Source organism: Streptococcus oralis, assembly GCF_021497885.1.
In the GTDB taxonomy this organism is placed as follows: domain Bacteria; phylum Bacillota; class Bacilli; order Lactobacillales; family Streptococcaceae; genus Streptococcus; species Streptococcus oralis_BQ.
Map to the genome: position 1 here is coordinate 310,873 of NZ_CP046523.1, position 16,001 is coordinate 326,873.

A 16,001-nucleotide genomic window follows, 5' to 3' on the forward strand; every position below is an offset into this window, starting at 1 on the left:
TAGTTAGAGAAACTATCAAAAGAGTTATGGTGCTGTTGGGATAAACTATTGAGCTATAAAGAATAAAAATCCTGAGAAGTAAAATTCTCAGGATTTTGCTTATTGTTGCGGTTGACTTGGTTGGTTTTGCTCAGCAGGTGCAGTGCCTGATTGTTGAGGAATCGTCTGCGTTTGACTTGTGCTTGGAGAAGTTGCGCTTGACTGAGAAGTCGAGCTCTCAGATGTTGAGCTAGAACTTTCAGATGTCGAACTTTGTTGTGTAGATGATGAAGGGGTCCACGTATTGCGTGCTCCATTCTTAAAGACAAATTCTCCGCTTCTGTAAAGGCCTTCAGGCATGGTCCAATCCCCTGGATGGTCATCTGTTGAGAGGTAGGTCATCATCGAACGGTAGACCTTAGCAGCAACGTAGAAGCCATCGCCAACGATAGGAGTGAGTCGGTTAGAGTAACCGGTCCAGACAGCCATCGAGTATTTACGAGTATAGCCGACAAACATTTCGTCTGGAGCTACATAACCAGAGTTTTTGATGTATTTTTCAATCTCGTCATCTGTATAGTTTGATGTACCAGTCTTACCAGCTTGTGGTAGCCATGAAAGGTAGGCACCACGACCAGTTCCGTAGGTTAGGACTGTTTTCATCATTTCCGTCATCATGTAGGCAGTAGTTTCTTTCATTGCCCGAGTACCAGGGTCAGAGAACTCTTTTGAACTACCATCACTAAAGATGATTTTGTTGATGTACATTGGCTTATGGTAAATACCGCCATTGGCAAAGGCAGCATAGGCTGCGGCCATTTTTTCACTGCTTGCCCCATACTTTTTGTTAGATTCGGTTGTGTTACTTGAAATCGCGTTGGCATAGTGCATATCTGGGTAGTCAATACCGAGTCCATTTAGGAAGGTCTTGGCTCTATCCAAACCGACTTTATTCAAGGTTTCTACAGCTGTAACGTTCCGTGATTGTTGAAGAGCATACTGCAACGTGATGTTTCCAAAGTAACTCTTATCCCAGTTGTAGACAGGTGTGTTGGTGCCAGGATAGTTATATGGTACGTCGTGAACAACCGAAGCGGTTGAGTCATAGATATCGTACTCCAAGGCTGGCGCGTAATCTGTGATTGGTTTCATGGTTGAACCCCAGTCGCGGTTTGTTTCGACAGCTTGGTTCATACCGAAGGAAACATTGCTAGATTGATGGCGTGCGCCTAACTGGGCAATCACCTTTCCATTTGTGACATCAACGATGGTAGAAGCTACTTGCAACTCATCATCTGGATAATTAACGTATTCGTCGGTATTGTAGATATCCCAGAGACGTTGTTGAACGGCTGGATCAACATTGGTATAAACTTCCATTCCCGTTGTCAAAAGATTGTAGCCTGTTTCTTGTTCGACTTGGACAATCACTTCTTTGAGGTAATTGTCCATATACGGAGGATAGCTATTAGCAGATTTTAGACTTTGAAGTCCGTCTGTAATCGGAGTGTTAATGGCTTTTTCGTATTGTTCGGCTGTAATGTAGCCTTGTCCTTTCATCTCGGAGAGAACCAGATCTCGGCGTTCCTGTGCCGCTTCTGGATGAGAATAGGGGTCATATTGATTTGGAGCCTGGGGCATTCCGGCTAAGAGAGCCAATTGAGGTAGACTTAAATCTTTGAGGTCTTTACCATAGTAGTTTTGGGCTGCCGTTTGCATCCCGTAATTTCCGTTGGACATATAGACCTTGTTGATGTAGTAAGTTAGGATCTCTTGTTTAGTCGCTTTTTGTTCTAGCTGAACGGCTAGCCAAGCTTCCTGTGCCTTACGTGAAAGTGTTTGATCAGATGTTGACGTTGAAAAATAGGTTAGTTTAATCAACTGTTGTGTCAAGGTAGAACCACCTTGAAGACCACCCCCGCCACGGAGGTTTCGTAAGGAAGCGCCTAGGATACGAATCGTATCTACTCCTCGGTGACTGAAGAAACGATGATCTTCAATAGAGACAATTGCATTGACCAGCTCCGTAGGGATTTCATTAGCCTGTGCATTGACACGGCGCTCAGAACCCAGATCAGCGATAAGTTCATTTTTGCTGTCATAGATCTTACTAGACGTTGTAGCGACTAGTTTGCTTTCGGATAGAGCCGGAGCCTTGCTTACATAGTAGAGAAAAAGGCCTCCACCTAGCATAATAGCTGCGATAAATACAGTCAAGAGGCAGATACTGACATACTTAACTATTCGCAGGAAAGTTTGTTTGTTCATCTTATTTTACCACCTAGTAAATGTTCTTTGATAACGTCGAGATAGGGAATCTGTGGAAAGGCACCAGGCTCAATCCTATATCCATTTTCTCGAATATATCCAAGTGGCATTGACTTTTGTCCCGTATCTTGATGATAGAAACGAATCAAATCAATGGCCGGCAATAAGTAGGTTTCTTGCTGAGAAGAAAAGTGAAGGAGGACAAAGCAGATTCCTTGCTGGGCAAGAACTTGTTCCATGTGTTGGATCTGATGGAGATGGAAATTCTTCATCGGGATCGCATGTTTTTGCCTGGTTTCCTTTGCTTCAAAGTCGATGTAGTATCCATCATAAACCCCTGAATAGTCAGTCGTTGAGGCCTGTCTAAAATAAGCTTCAACGATCTTGGCTCGACTTCGTTGGGGATAGTCGACACGTACGATTTGGATGGGAGTCGGTTTCTTGTGAATAACTGCTAACCCATGCGACAAATAGTAGTCGTTCGTAGCGTTGATCATCTTTTCAAAAGACATTCCCCGATTTGCGAAATTTTTAGTTTGTGACGGGGGCGCTTGTCTCTTCTGTGATGAAAGTTTATGTGGATAGTTGACCATAATTCTCCTTATTGGTACAATAACATCACTCTATTATATCATAAATTTACAAAGAAAGGGTTAAAAGAAAGGGTTAAAAATGACAACAGCCTTGATTTTAGGTTATTCAGCCTTCGACCTTGGTCTCTTTAATGACAAGGATATTCGCGTTGATATTATCAAAACAGCCATTCGGAGAGATCTAGAACGTCTAGCAGAAGAAGGGGTGACCTGGCTTGTCTTTACAGGGACTCTGGGATTTGAGTACTGGGTGCTTCAAGTGGCAAAAGACATGCAAGCAGACTATGGCTTTCAGCTGGCGACCATTTTTGATTTTGAAACCCATGGTAGTAACTGGAATGAAGCCAATCAAGTGAAGTTGAGCGAATTCAAGCAAGTTGATTTTGTTAAATATGCCTATCCACAATATGAGCACAAGGGGCAACTACGTGATTATCAGAAATTTCTGCTGGAAAATACGGAAGGGTGCTATCTCTTTTATGACGAAGAAAATGAAACCAAGTTACAGTATTTTTACCAGATGATGAAAAATCAAGAAGGCTATGTTACAAAAAGATTAACATTTGAGGATCTGAACGAAATAGTGGAAAATTTTTCCGAAAAGTGAGGCTTTGACCTTGATTTTTGTTTGTCTTTTTTTATATAATAAGAATAGCAATCAAGAATGGAGAGAGAAATGGCAAGTATTATTTTTTCAGCAAAAGATATTTTTGAACAAGAGTTTGGGCGTGAAGTTCGCGGATATAGTAAGGCAGAGGTAGACGAGTTCCTAGATGATGTGATCAAGGATTATGAGACTTACGCAGCTTTGGTCAAATCTCTTCGTCAGGAGATTGCTGATTTGAAGGAGGAATTGTCTAACAAGCCACAGGCAAGTTCTACTCAACAAAGTTCTATCGAAGTAACAAGTTCTACTCCAATGACAAATTTTGATATTTTGAAACGATTGAATCGACTTGAAAAAGAAGTATTCGGTAAACAAATCGTAGACAATTCTGAGTTGTAATTAGGTGTCTATTAGATGCAATTTTTGGATAATCGCGTGAAGAGAATCCCTTTTCATGAGGAAAGTCCATGCTAGCACAGGCTGTGATGCCTGTAGTGTTTGTGCTAGGCGAAACCATAAGCCTAGGGACGAGAGATCGTTACGGCAGTCGAAATGGCTAAGTCTTCGGATAAGTCAGAGTAGGCTTGAAAGTGCCACAGTGACGGAGTCTTTCTGGAAACAGAGAGAGTGGAACGCGGTAAACCCCTCAAGCTAGCAACCCAAATTTTGGTCGGGGCATGGAGTGCACGGAAACGAACGTAGTACTCTGACTGCTATCAGCTATAGGCTGCTAGCGGTAGACAGATGATTATCGAAGGAAGTGGTCCTAGTCACTTCTGGAACAAAACATGGCTTATAGAAAATTGCATATAGGTTGGGGCTGAGAATTTTTTCTCAACCTCATTTTTTAAAGTGAACAAGAGAAAGGTCTTGCAAGACTAGAAATGAAAGAACAATTTAATTTAATCGCAACTGCTGCTGCGGGTCTCGAGGCTGTCGTTGGACGTGAGATGCGAGAGTTAGGCTATGATTGCCAGGTTGAAAACGGCCGTGTCCGTTTTCAAGGAGATGTGAAGGCAATCATCGAGACCAATCTTTGGCTTCGTGCAGCTGACCGTATCAAGATTGTAGTTGGAAGTTTTCCAGCTAAGACCTTTGAAGAGCTTTTTCAAGGCGTTTTTGCTCTAGGTTGGGAAAACTATCTCCCGCTTGGGGCGCGTTTCCCTATCTCAAAGGCAAAATGTGTTAAGTCTAAACTTCATAATGAGCCCAGTGTTCAGGCCATTTCCAAGAAGGCTGTTGTCAAGAAACTACAAAAACACTATGCCCGTCCAGAAGGAATTCCCTTGATGGAAACTGGTCCTGAGTTTAAGATTGAGGTGTCCATCCTGAAAGATGTGGCAACTGTCATGATTGACACGACAGGTTCTAGCCTTTTTAAACGTGGATATCGTACGGAAAAGGGTGGAGCGCCTATAAAAGAAAATATGGCAGCGGCGATTTTACAACTCTCTAACTGGTATCCAGACAAGCCCTTGATTGATCCGACCTGTGGTTCAGGAACTTTCTGTATCGAGGCGGCTATGATAGCTAGAAAGATGGCTCCTGGCCTTCGCCGTTCCTTTTCTTTTGAGGAATGGAACTGGGTCAGCGATCGGTTAATCCAAGAAGTTCGCACAGAGGCGGCTAAGAAAATTGACCGTGAACTTGAACTGGATATCATGGGCTGTGATATAGACGCTCGGATGGTTGAGATTGCTAAGGCCAATGCTCAAGCAGCAGGCGTGGCAGGTGATATCACTTTTAAACAAATGCGGGTACAGGACTTGCGCTCAGACAAGATAAATGGCGTCATCATTTCCAATCCACCATATGGAGAGCGTTTATCTGATGATGCAGGAGTTACCAAGCTCTATGCAGAAATGGGGCAGGTCTTTGCGCCATTGAAAACCTGGAGCAAATTTATCCTGACGAGTGATGAAGCTTTTGAAAGTAAGTACGGAAGTCCAGCGGATAAAAAGCGCAAACTTTATAACGGAACCTTAAAAGTGGATTTGTATCAATACTTTGGTCAGCGTGTGAAGCGCCAAGAGGTAAAGTAGAAAGGAAGACAGATGAGTAAAAAAAGACACAATCGTCATAAAAAAGAGCATCAAGAATCCAAATTTGATTTTGACGAGGCGAAAGATCTGACAGTTGGTCAAGTCATCCGTAAAAATGAAGAAGTTGAAGCTGGAGTATTGCCTGAGGACAATATCTTGGATAAATACATCAAACAGCACCGCGAGGAAATCGAAGCCGACAAGTTTGAAACACGTCAATTTAAAAAAGAAGAACTGCAGGAAGCTCAGACACAAGAAGAATTGACACAGGAAGTCTCAGAAATCACTGAAGAGTCGGCACCAATCATAGAGGAACCCGATACAGTTTCAGAAGAAACGGTGTCAGACTCAGTGGAAACTACAAGCTCGGATGTGATTTTGCCTCCTTTGGGAGAGGAAAATCAAGACTTGGAACCGCTTGTGTTGGAAAAGCAAGAGTCAGCAGAGGTTGCTGATGGGAAAGAAGAGGAAGGGACGGCTCTACTTTCACGTTCAGCTCAGGTAGAATCAGAAACAATTTCTAATTCTAAAAAGAAGCGCATGTTTGTTATCGGTTCAGCCTTGGCAGCAGCCCTTGTCTTGGCAGGTAGTTACTATATCTATCGACAAGTAAATCGCTCCAACCAAGCTATCCAGTCTTCTCAATCATCTTCTAGTAATCAGGAAACACAAGCGGCTCTACAAGAGTTTAATGCCCTCTACGATGCTTTTTATACGGATGCTAATAAAACAGCTTTGAAAAATAGTCAGTTTGACAAGTTGGACCGACTCAAGGCTCAACTAGATAAACTCGAAGGTAGCCGAGAGCACACTCTGGCCAAGTCTAAGTATGATAGTTTAGAAACTCAAATCAAGGCTGTGCAAGAAGTGAATAATCAGTTTGAAACTCCAGCAATTACCGACGGTGTCTTGGATACCAATGCAAAGGTCAAGGCAGATGCTAAATTTACAGAAATTAAAACAGGAAATACAGAGCTAGATAAACTGTTAGATAAGGCCATTAGCCTTGGTAAGAGCCAGCAAACAAGCGCCTCTAGTTCAAGTTCAAGTAGCAGTAGTCAGGAAAGTTCAAGTACAACGACTGATAGCAGTACGAGCAGTTCGTCTGCTTCATCAAGTTCAGCGCCTGCCAGCAGACCAGAAAGTGGAGGTTTGTCTAGCGATGGTGTCAATCTTCAAAGAAGTGCTAGTCGTGTACCGTACAACCAATCCGCTGTAGACGATAGCAACAACCCTGCCTGGAATTTTGCCGATGGTGTTTTGGAACAAATCCTAGCAACTTCACGTGCTCGTGGCTATATCACTGGTAATCAATATATCCTAGAACGTGTCAATATCGTAAACGGAAATGGTTATTACAACCTCTATAAACCAGATGGAACCTATCTCTTCACCCTCAACTGTAAGACTGGATACTTTGTCGGTAATGGAGCTGGTCACGCGGATGACTTGGACTACTAGGAGTCCGTTACAAAATTCTTTCCTTTCATAGGTAAAAATGATAAAATAAAACATATTAAACAAGAGGAGTGTCACATGACAAAAGCTAACTTTGGTGTCGTAGGTATGGCCGTAATGGGTCGTAACCTTGCCCTAAATATCGAATCTCGTGGTTATACAGTTGCCATTTACAACCGTAGTAAAGAAAAAACAGAAGACGTAATTGCCTGCCATCCTGAAAAGAACTTTGTGCCAAGCTATGACGTTGAAAGCTTTGTAAACTCAATCGAAAAACCTCGTCGTATCATGCTGATGGTTCAAGCTGGACCTGGTACAGATGCAACTATCCAAGCTCTTCTTCCACACCTTGATAAGGGTGATATCTTGATCGATGGAGGAAACACTTTCTACAAAGATACCATCCGTCGTAATGAAGAATTGGCAAACTCAGGCATCAACTTCATCGGTACTGGAGTTTCTGGTGGTGAAAAAGGTGCCCTTGAAGGTCCTTCTATCATGCCTGGTGGACAAAAAGAAGCTTACGAATTGGTTGCTGATGTCCTTGAAGAAATTTCAGCTAAAGCACCAGAAGATGGTAAACCATGTGTGACTTACATCGGTCCTGATGGAGCTGGTCACTATGTGAAAATGGTCCACAATGGTATTGAGTATGGTGATATGCAATTAATCGCAGAAAGCTATGACCTCATGCAACACTTGCTCGGTCTTTCTGCAGAAGACATGGCTGAAATCTTTACTGAGTGGAACAAGGGTGAATTGGACAGCTACTTGATCGAAATCACAGCTGATATCTTGAGCCGTAAAGACGATGAAGGCCAAGATGGACCAATCGTAGACTACATCCTTGATGCTGCAGGTAACAAGGGAACTGGTAAATGGACTAGCCAATCATCACTTGATCTTGGTGTACCATTGTCACTCATTACTGAGTCAGTATTTGCCCGCTATATCTCAACTTACAAAGAAGAGCGTGTACATGCTAGCAAGGTGCTTCCAAAACCAGCTGCTTTCAAGTTTGAAGGTGACAAGGCTGAGTTGATTGAAAAAATCCGTCAAGCGCTTTACTTCTCAAAAATCATTTCATACGCACAAGGTTTTGCTCAATTGCGTGTGGCTTCTAAAGAAAACAACTGGAACTTGCCATTTGCGGACATCGCATCTATCTGGCGTGATGGATGTATCATCCGTTCTCGTTTCTTGCAAAAGATTACAGATGCCTACAACCGTGATGCAGATCTTGCTAACCTTCTCTTGGATGAGTACTTCTTGGATGTTACTGCTAAATACCAACAAGCAGTGCGTGATATCGTAGCTCTTGCGGTTCAAGCTGGTGTACCAGTACCAACCTTCTCAGCAGCCATTACTTACTTTGATAGCTATCGTTCAGCGGACCTTCCAGCTAACTTGATCCAAGCACAACGTGACTACTTTGGTGCCCACACTTACCAACGTAAAGATAAAGAAGGAACATTCCACTACTCTTGGTATGACGAAAAATAAGTAGGTCTGCCATGGGGAAACGGATTTTATTACTTGAGAAAGAACGAAATCTCGCTCATTTTCTCAGTCTGGAACTCCAAAAAGAGCAATACCGTGTTGATCTGGTCGAGGAGGGGGAAAAAGCCCTCTCCATGGCTCTCCAGATAGATTATGACTTGATTTTACTGAATGCTCGTCTGGGGGATATGACGGCCCAGGATTTTGCAGAGAGGCTGAGTCGAACCAAACCAGCCTCAGTGATCATGGTCTTGGACCATCGCGAAGAATTGCGAGACCAGATTGAGACAATCCAGCGCTTCGCCGTTTCTTACATCTATAAGCCAGTGATTATTGATCAGCTGGTGGCTCGTATTTCAGCGATTTTCCGAGGTCGGGACTTTATCGACCAACACTGTAGTCAGATGAAGGTCCCAACGTCTTACCGCAATTTGCGTATGGATGTAGAACATCATACCGTTTATCGTGGCGAGGAGATGATTGCTCTGACGCGCCGTGAGTATGACCTTTTGGCCACTCTCATGGGAAGCAAGAAGGTCTTGACTCGTGAGCAGTTATTGGAAAGTGTTTGGAAGTACGAAAGTGCGACAGAAACTAATATCGTGGATGTTTATATTCGTTATCTACGTAGCAAGCTTGATGTAAAAGGTCAAAAAAGCTACATTAAAACAGTGCGTGGTGTTGGTTACACCATGCAAGAATAGAAAAGCAGTTGCAGTTGTGTAACTGCTTTTTTTGAGGAATTCCTATATATTGACATACGGTAAAGTCTTTGCTACAATCAGTTGCGGAGGAAAGAACTAATGAAAAAATTTAAAATAATGATGCAAGTTGGACTCGCAGTCTTTTTCTTTGCTTTGCTAGCGACAAGTACAGTATTGGCGGATACCACAGGTGGACAGTTTGTTGATAAGGGCAATAGAAAATACTATATAAAAGATGACCATAAAGCGATCTATTGGCATAAAATAGATGGTAAAATCTACTATTTTGATGATGATGGAGAAATGGTAGTCGGCTGGCAATACTTAGAAATTCCTGGGACGGGTTATCGTGACGATTTATTTGATAATCGTCCAGTTTTCGAAATTGGCCTTCAATATAAATGGTACTACTTTAACCAAGATGGGGTACTTCAAGAATTTGTTGGCTGGCAACAATTAGAGGTTAAGGATTCATTAACTGTTGGTAAAAAACATGGTGAAGGCTTTGAAGGCCCAGAAGTTCTTAAATTAGCAAATTATTACTTTAATGAAGATCATTCTTTAAAAACAGGTTGGCTCTACGATCAATCTAACTGGTACTATCTAGCAAAAACAGGTCATTTAGGGAAAGACTACCTTGATGGTGAAAGACGTGCGGGTTGGATAAACGATGATTCGACTTGGTACTACCTAGATCCAACAACTGGTATTATGCAAACTGGTTGGCAATATCTAGGTAATAAGTGGTACTACCTCCGCTCATCGGGAGCTATGGCAACTAGTTGGATTAAAGATGGTTCAACTTGGTATTACCTAGACCAATCAAATGGTGATATGAAAACTGGCTGGGCTTATGTCGGTAACAAGTGGTACTACTTCCGTTCATCAGGAGCTATGGCAACCGGTTGGTATCAAGATGGTTCAACTTGGTACTACCTAAATGCAGGTAATGGAGATATGAAGACTGGTTGGTTCCAGGTTAATGGCAAATGGTACTACGCTTATAGCTCCGGTGCTTTAGCAGTGAATACGACCGTAGAAGGCTATTCGCTCAACTATAATGGCGAATGGATCCAATAATGAAAGAGGCGATTGTGAAGGAAACAATCGCTTTTTTTGTGAAAATATAATAAAATAGATAGGAGAAAATACTACTGTATGAAATGAGACGGTCTTTCCGTCTGGTTAAAGGAAAACATGACAAAAAAAGTTGGTGTCGGTCAGGCACATAGTAAGATTATTTTAATAGGAGAGCATGCGGTAGTCTACGGCTATCCAGCTATTTCTCTGCCTCTCATAGAGGTGGAGGTGACCTGCAAGGTGGTCCCTGCTGAAAGCCCGTGGCGTCTTTATGAGGAGGATACCTTGTCCATGGCAGTGTATGCCTCGCTGGAGTATTTGGATATCAAAGAAGCTTGCATTCGATGTGTGATTGACTCGGCTATCCCTGAAAAACGGGGGATGGGTTCGTCAGCTGCTATCAGCATAGCAGCCATTCGAGCTGTTTTTGACTACTATCAAGCCGACCTGCCTCATCATGTACTAGAAATCTTGGTCAATCGGGCTGAGATGATTGCCCATATGAATCCAAGCGGGTTGGATGCCAAGACCTGTCTCAGTGATCAACCCATTCGCTTTATCAAGAACCTTGGTTTTACAGAACTTGAGATGAACCTATCTGCCTATTTGGTGATTGCTGATACGGGAGTTTATGGTCATACTCGTGAAGCCATCCAAGTGGTTCAGAGCAAGGGGAAGGATGCTCTGCCGTTTTTGCATGCCTTGGGAGAATTGACCCAGCAAGCAGAAGATGCGATTAGACGAAAAGATGCTGAAGGACTGGGACAAATCCTCAGTCAAGCGCATTTACATTTAAAAGAAATTGGTGTCAGCAGTCCTGAGGCAGACTCCCTCGTTGAAGCGGCTCTTATCCATGGTGCTCTAGGTGCCAAGATGAGTGGTGGTGGGTTAGGAGGCTGTATTATCGCCTTGGTAGCCAATCTGGACCAAGCGCAAGAACTAGCAAAACGATTAGAAGAGAAAGGAGCTGTTCAGACATGGATCGAAAGCCTGTAACAGTACGTTCCTACGCAAATATTGCCATTATCAAATATTGGGGAAAGAAAAAAGAAAAAGAGATGGTTCCTGCTACTAGCAGCATCTCTCTGACTTTGGAAAACATGTACACAGAGACGACCTTGTCGCCTCTACCAGCCCATGCGACTGCTGATGCCTTTTATATCAATGGTCAGCTCCAAAATGAGGCTGAGCATGCTAAGATGAGCAAAATCATTGACCGTTACCGTCCAGAAGGTGAGGGCTTTGTCCGTATCGATACTCAAAACAATATGCCGACTGCGGCTGGTTTATCCTCCAGTTCCAGTGGTTTGTCCGCCTTGGTCAAGGCCTGCAATGCTTATTTCCAGCTTGGTTTGAATCGGAGTCAGTTGGCTCAGGAGGCTAAGTTTGCCTCAGGCTCTTCTTCTCGCAGTTTTTATGGACCACTAGGTGCTTGGGATAAGGATAGTGGGGAAATTTACCCTGTGGAGACAGACCTGAAACTAGCTATGATTATGTTGGTGCTGGAGGACAAGAAAAAACCAATCTCTAGCCGTGATGGGATGAAACTCTGTGTGGAAACCTCGACGACCTTTGATGACTGGGTACGCCAGTCTGAGAAGGATTATCAGGACATGTTGCTCTATCTCAAGGAAAATGACTTTGCCAAGGTTGGGGAATTAACGGAGAGAAATGCCCTAGCCATGCACGCTACGACCAAAACAGCATCACCAGCCTTTTCTTATCTGACGGATGCTTCCTATGAAGCGATGGACTTTGTTCGCCAGCTTCGTAAGCAAGGGGAAGCCTGCTACTTTACCATGGATGCCGGTCCCAATGTCAAGGTCCTCTGTCAAGAGGAAGACTTGGAGCATTTGTCAGAAATTTTCGGTCAACGTTACCGCTTGATTGTGTCAAAAACAAAGGATTTGAGCCAAGATGATTGCTGTTAAAACTTGCGGGAAACTCTATTGGGCAGGGGAGTATGCTATTCTAGAGCCAGGACAGTTGGCCTTGATAAAGGCCATTCCCATCTATATGAAGGCTGAGATTACCTTTTCTGATAGCTACCGTATCTACTCAGATATGTTTGATTTCGCAGTGGACTTGACGCCAAATCCTGACTACAGCTTGATTCAAGAAACGATTGCTTTGATGGGGGACTTCCTCGCCAATCGTGGTCAGACTTTGCGACCTTTTTCCTTGGAAATTCGTGGAAAAATGGAACGAGAAGGTAAAAAGTTTGGTCTGGGTTCTAGTGGTAGTGTTGTTGTCTTGGTTATCAAGGCCCTGCTGACTCTATATGATATTACGGTTGATACGGCACTCTTGTTCAAGCTGGCTAGCGCGGTCTTGCTCAAGCGTGGCGACAATGGTTCCATGGGAGACCTTGCCTGTATCGTTGCAGAGGATTTGGTTCTCTATCAGTCTTTTGATCGCAATAAGGTGGCTGCTTGGTTGGAAGAAGAAAATTTGGCGACAGTTTTGGAGCGTGACTGGAGATTTTCTATTTCACGAGTAAAACCAGCCCTAGAATGTGACTTTCTAGTGGGATGGACCAAGGAAGTGGCCGTATCGAGTCAAATGGTCCAGCAAATCAAACAAAACATCAATCAGAATTTTTTAACTTCCTCAAAAGCAACGGTGGCTGCTTTGGTAGAAGCCTTGGAGCAGGGGAATGCAGAAAAAATTATCGAACAGGTGGAAACAGCCAGCAAGCTCTTAGAAGGATTGAGCGCAGATATTTACACGCCTTCGCTGAGACAGTTGAAACAAGCTAGTCAAGATTTGCAGGCCGTTGCCAAGAGTAGTGGTGCTGGTGGTGGTGACTGTGGTATTGCCTTGAGTTTTGATGTGCAATCAACTGAAACCTTAAAAAATCGCTGGGCCGATCTGGGGATTGAGCTCTTATACCAAGAAAGGATAGGACATGACGACAAATCGTAAGGACGAGCACATCCGCTATGCCCTTGAGCAGAAAAGTTCCTATAATAGCTTTGATGAGGTGGAGTTAATCCACTCTTCGCTACCGCTCTATGACTTAGATGAGATTGATCTTTCGACAGAATTTGCAGGTCGAAAGTGGGACTTTCCTTTTTATATCAATGCCATGACAGGTGGGAGCGACAAAGGTAAAGAAATCAATCAAAAACTAGCTCAGGTGGCAGAAGCATGTGGGATTTTGTTTGTAACGGGCTCTTATAGTGCAGCCCTAAAAGATCCAACAGATGACTCTTTTTCTGTCAAATCTAGCCATCCAAAGCTCCTCCTTGGAACTAATATTGGCTTGGACAAGCCTGTCGAGTTAGGACTTCAGACTGTGCAAGAGATGAATCCACTTCTCCTGCAAGTGCACGTCAATGTTATGCAGGAATTACTCATGCCTGAGGGAGAAAGAAAGTTTCGAAGCTGGCAATCGCATCTAGCAGATTATAGCAAGCAAATCCCCGTTCCTATTGTCCTAAAGGAAGTCGGCTTTGGGATGGATGTGAAGACCATCGAAAGAGCCTATGAATTGGGGGTTCGAACCGTTGACCTGTCAGGTCGTGGTGGCACCAGCTTTGCCTATATCGAAAATCGTCGCAGTGGCCAGCGTGATTACCTCAATCAATGGGGGCAGTCCACCATGCAAGCCCTCCTCAATGCCCAAGACTGGAAAGACAAGGTCGAACTTTTGGTCAGCGGAGGCGTTCGGAACCCGCTAGATATGATTAAGTGCTTGATATTTGGTGCCAAGGCTGTAGGACTGTCACGTACCGTTCTGGAGTTGGTTGAAACTTACTCAGTCGAGGAAGTGATTAGCATCATCCAAGGCTGGAAAGAAGCCCTGCGCTTGATCATGTGTGCTCTTAATTGTGCTACCATAACTGATCTGCAAAGCGTAGACTATATTCTTTATGGAAAACTAAAAGAAGCGAATGATCAGAAATAAAGAGGTCGGGACAAGAATCCCGCCCTTTTTTTGTATCTCTTTGTCAATTGTAGTGAGTTGATGAAACCTAGCTTGTAGGAGCGATTTCTGTTCTATCTCCTTTTTCCATCCTCAGACCGAGGTGACTTTTTTGAATTGTGATAAAATAGAAGGGAGAAGGTGCGTCTATGAAAAAATTTCAAATCTTTTTATTTATTGAAGCCTGTCTATTGACGGGAGCTCTGATTTTGATGGTATCAGAGCATTTTTCGCGTTTTCTGCTGATTCTATTCCTCTTTCTTCTCCTGATACGCTATTATGCAGGCAAAGAGGGCAACAACTTTCTCCTCCTTGTGGCTACCATTCTTTTCTTTTTCATCGTCATGCTCAATCCCTTTGTGATTTTAGCTATCTTTGTAGCGGTGATCTACAGTCTCTTTCTTCTCTATCCCATGATGAATCAAGAAAAAGAGGAGACCGACTTGGTCTTTGAAGAGGTGGTGACGGTTAAAAATGAAAAGAATCGCTGGTTTGGCAATCTCCATCATTTCTCTAGTCACCAGACCTGCCAGTTTGACGATATCAACCTCTTTCGCCTCATGGGCAAGGACACCATTCATTTAGAAAGAGTTATCCTAACCAATCATGACAATGTCATTATCCTTAGAAAGATGGTCGGAACGACTAGGATTATCGTACCTGTAGATGTGGAAATCAGCCTCAGTGTTAACTGTCTTTATGGAGATCTTACCTTCCTTCATCAACCTAAGAGATCCCTCCGCAATGAACACTATCATCAGGAAACCAGAGACTACCTCAAGAGTAACAAGAGTGTCAAGATTTTCCTAACTACTATGGTTGGCGATGTGGAGGTGGTCAGAGGATGAAAAAGCAATCGTATCTGTTAATTGGGCTGACTTCTTTCCTCTTTATCCTCTTTTTGACCAATAGTCTACTTGATATTTTTGAACTAGACTGGTCCTATTTACTACAAGATATTGAGAAAACAGAGAAGTTAATCTTCTTAATCTTGGTCTTTAGCCTTTCCATGACCTTCTTTTTTGTCCTCTTTTGGCGCGTGATAGAAGAAATCTCTCGCAGAAAAATGCAGGTTAATCTCAAGCGACTGCTAGCAGGAAAAGAGGTATTTTCCTTTGCAGATCCAGACTTGGATGCCAGTTTCAAGTCCTTGTCTGGCAAGCTTAATCTCTTGACTGAGGCTGTTCAAAAGGCTGAAAATCAAAGTCTGGTCAAGGAAGAAGCAATCATCGAGAAAGAGCGGAAGCGGATAGCACGTGACTTACATGATACGGTTAGTCAGGAGTTGCTTGCAGCCCATATGATTTTATCAGGTGTCAGTCAGCAGGCTTTGAAGCTGGATAGAGAAAAGATGCAGACCCAGTTGCAAAGTGTCGCAGCCATCCTTGAAACAGCCCAGAAAGATTTGCGGGTCTTGCTCCTACATTTGCGACCTGTTGAGTTGGAAGAGAAGAGTTTAATTGAGGGGATTCAAATCCTCTTAAAAGAGCTTGAGGACAAGAGTGATCTCAAGGTTAGTCTCAAGCAGAATGTGTCTAAATTGCCCAAGAAGATTGAAGAACATATCTTCCGTATTTTACAGGAGTTAATCAGCAATACCCTCCGCCATGCTCAGGCATCTTGTTTGGATGTTTATCTCTATCAAACAGATGTTGAATTGCAGCTGAAGGTAGTGGACAATGGGATTGGTTTCCAGTTAGGGGGGTTAGATGACTTGAGTTATGGACTGCGAAATATCAAGGAGCGGGTTGAAGATATGGCAGGAACGGTTCAACTTTTGACAGCTCCAAAGCAAGGATTGGCAGTTGATATCCGTATTCCCCTGCTAGACAAGGAATGATA

General features: G+C 43.3%; 15 protein-coding genes and 1 other RNA gene. 14 read left to right on the top strand and 2 right to left on the bottom strand.

The window, feature by feature from the left end:
* Positions 1-99: 99 nt before the first annotated feature.
* Both pbp1a and recU read right to left on the bottom strand, forming a co-directional pair.
* Positions 100-2,247, bottom strand: coding sequence for a penicillin-binding protein PBP1A (gene pbp1a / locus GOM48_RS01490; RefSeq protein ID WP_235097916.1), 2,148 nt, complete (start codon positions 2,245-2,247; stop codon positions 100-102).
* Positions 2,244-2,840 carry a Holliday junction resolvase RecU gene (recU, locus tag GOM48_RS01495; RefSeq protein WP_125415673.1) on the bottom strand — a complete coding sequence of 199 codons (597 nt, stop codon included), beginning with the start codon at positions 2,838-2,840 and terminating at the stop codon, positions 2,244-2,246. The genes pbp1a and recU overlap by 4 nt, the downstream gene beginning before the upstream one ends.
* A gap of 79 nt (positions 2,841-2,919) precedes the next feature.
* On the opposite strand from recU, the gene GOM48_RS01500 reads away from it, so the two are divergent.
* The 14 genes from GOM48_RS01500 (at position 2,920) to GOM48_RS01565 (ending at position 15,999) form a co-directional block, all read left to right on the top strand.
* Entirely contained in the window at positions 2,920-3,447 is a 528-nt protein-coding gene (locus GOM48_RS01500; protein WP_235097917.1) for a DUF1273 domain-containing protein, read from the top strand.
* 69 nt (positions 3,448-3,516) lie between these two features.
* Entirely contained in the window at positions 3,517-3,846 is a 330-nt protein-coding gene (gene gpsB, locus GOM48_RS01505; protein WP_000146526.1) for a cell division regulator GpsB, read from the top strand.
* A gap of 20 nt (positions 3,847-3,866) precedes the next feature.
* Positions 3,867-4,248, top strand: an RNA gene (gene rnpB / locus GOM48_RS01510) — RNase P RNA component class B.
* Positions 4,249-4,331: 83 nt separating this feature from the next.
* Positions 4,332-5,489: a THUMP domain-containing class I SAM-dependent RNA methyltransferase gene (locus tag GOM48_RS01515; protein ID WP_235097919.1), complete on the top strand. Its 1,158-nt coding sequence runs from the start codon at positions 4,332-4,334 to the stop codon at positions 5,487-5,489.
* Between the two features lie 12 nt (positions 5,490-5,501).
* Positions 5,502-6,950, top strand: coding sequence for a cell division site-positioning protein MapZ (gene mapZ, locus GOM48_RS01520; RefSeq protein ID WP_235097921.1), 1,449 nt, complete (start codon positions 5,502-5,504; stop codon positions 6,948-6,950).
* Between the two features lie 75 nt (positions 6,951-7,025).
* On the top strand, positions 7,026-8,450 hold the full coding sequence (gndA, locus tag GOM48_RS01525; RefSeq protein WP_000158778.1) for an NADP-dependent phosphogluconate dehydrogenase: 1,425 nt from the start codon (positions 7,026-7,028) through the stop codon (positions 8,448-8,450).
* An 11-nt stretch (positions 8,451-8,461) separates the two neighbouring features.
* On the top strand, positions 8,462-9,151 hold the full coding sequence (locus tag GOM48_RS01530; protein WP_235097923.1) for a DNA-binding response regulator: 690 nt from the start codon (positions 8,462-8,464) through the stop codon (positions 9,149-9,151).
* 99 nt (positions 9,152-9,250) lie between these two features.
* A complete protein-coding gene (locus GOM48_RS01535) occupies positions 9,251-10,231 on the top strand; it encodes an N-acetylmuramoyl-L-alanine amidase family protein (RefSeq protein WP_235097925.1) in 981 nt (326 codons plus the stop codon).
* A gap of 117 nt (positions 10,232-10,348) precedes the next feature.
* Complete coding sequence (mvk, locus tag GOM48_RS01540) at positions 10,349-11,227, top strand: mevalonate kinase (RefSeq protein WP_235097927.1); 879 nt, start codon at positions 10,349-10,351, stop codon at positions 11,225-11,227.
* Positions 11,209-12,162: a diphosphomevalonate decarboxylase gene (gene mvaD, locus GOM48_RS01545; RefSeq protein ID WP_235097929.1), complete on the top strand. Its 954-nt coding sequence runs from the start codon at positions 11,209-11,211 to the stop codon at positions 12,160-12,162. Before mvk ends, mvaD begins: the two co-directional genes overlap by 19 nt.
* Positions 12,149-13,156 carry a phosphomevalonate kinase gene (locus tag GOM48_RS01550; RefSeq protein WP_235097931.1) on the top strand — a complete coding sequence of 336 codons (1,008 nt, stop codon included), beginning with the start codon at positions 12,149-12,151 and terminating at the stop codon, positions 13,154-13,156. Before mvaD ends, GOM48_RS01550 begins: the two co-directional genes overlap by 14 nt.
* Positions 13,140-14,141, top strand: a complete 1,002-nt coding sequence (gene fni, locus GOM48_RS01555; protein WP_235097933.1) for a type 2 isopentenyl-diphosphate Delta-isomerase — start codon at positions 13,140-13,142, stop codon at positions 14,139-14,141. Before GOM48_RS01550 ends, fni begins: the two co-directional genes overlap by 17 nt.
* A 167-nt stretch (positions 14,142-14,308) precedes the next feature.
* Positions 14,309-15,007 (top strand): cell wall-active antibiotics response protein LiaF, encoded by a 699-nt coding sequence (gene liaF, locus GOM48_RS01560; protein WP_223326118.1) that lies wholly within the window; start codon positions 14,309-14,311, stop codon positions 15,005-15,007.
* Positions 15,004-15,999 carry a sensor histidine kinase gene (locus GOM48_RS01565; RefSeq protein WP_235097935.1) on the top strand — a complete coding sequence of 332 codons (996 nt, stop codon included), beginning with the start codon at positions 15,004-15,006 and terminating at the stop codon, positions 15,997-15,999. The genes liaF and GOM48_RS01565 overlap by 4 nt, the downstream gene beginning before the upstream one ends.
* Positions 16,000-16,001 lie beyond the last annotated feature (2 nt).

Excerpts from the sequence above, each read along its gene's own strand:
- mvk (WP_235097927.1), top strand. The coding sequence starts at position 10,349 with ATGACAAAAAAAGTTGGTGTCGGTCAGGCACATAGTAAGATTATTTTA.
- GOM48_RS01515 (WP_235097919.1), top strand. The coding sequence starts at position 4,332 with ATGAAAGAACAATTTAATTTAATCGCAACTGCTGCTGCGGGTCTCGAG.
- liaF (WP_223326118.1), top strand. The coding sequence starts at position 14,309 with ATGAAAAAATTTCAAATCTTTTTATTTATTGAAGCCTGTCTATTGACG.
- GOM48_RS01500 (WP_235097917.1), top strand. The coding sequence starts at position 2,920 with ATGACAACAGCCTTGATTTTAGGTTATTCAGCCTTCGACCTTGGTCTC.
- fni (WP_235097933.1), top strand. The coding sequence starts at position 13,140 with ATGACGACAAATCGTAAGGACGAGCACATCCGCTATGCCCTTGAGCAG.
- pbp1a (WP_235097916.1), bottom strand. The coding sequence starts at position 2,247 with ATGAACAAACAAACTTTCCTGCGAATAGTTAAGTATGTCAGTATCTGC.
- mvaD (WP_235097929.1), top strand. The coding sequence starts at position 11,209 with ATGGATCGAAAGCCTGTAACAGTACGTTCCTACGCAAATATTGCCATT.
- GOM48_RS01550 (WP_235097931.1), top strand. The coding sequence starts at position 12,149 with ATGATTGCTGTTAAAACTTGCGGGAAACTCTATTGGGCAGGGGAGTAT.
- GOM48_RS01565 (WP_235097935.1), top strand. The coding sequence starts at position 15,004 with ATGAAAAAGCAATCGTATCTGTTAATTGGGCTGACTTCTTTCCTCTTT.
- recU (WP_125415673.1), bottom strand. The coding sequence starts at position 2,840 with ATGGTCAACTATCCACATAAACTTTCATCACAGAAGAGACAAGCGCCC.
- gndA (WP_000158778.1), top strand. The coding sequence starts at position 7,026 with ATGACAAAAGCTAACTTTGGTGTCGTAGGTATGGCCGTAATGGGTCGT.
- GOM48_RS01530 (WP_235097923.1), top strand. The coding sequence starts at position 8,462 with ATGGGGAAACGGATTTTATTACTTGAGAAAGAACGAAATCTCGCTCAT.
- mapZ (WP_235097921.1), top strand. The coding sequence starts at position 5,502 with ATGAGTAAAAAAAGACACAATCGTCATAAAAAAGAGCATCAAGAATCC.
- gpsB (WP_000146526.1), top strand. The coding sequence starts at position 3,517 with ATGGCAAGTATTATTTTTTCAGCAAAAGATATTTTTGAACAAGAGTTT.
- GOM48_RS01535 (WP_235097925.1), top strand. The coding sequence starts at position 9,251 with ATGAAAAAATTTAAAATAATGATGCAAGTTGGACTCGCAGTCTTTTTC.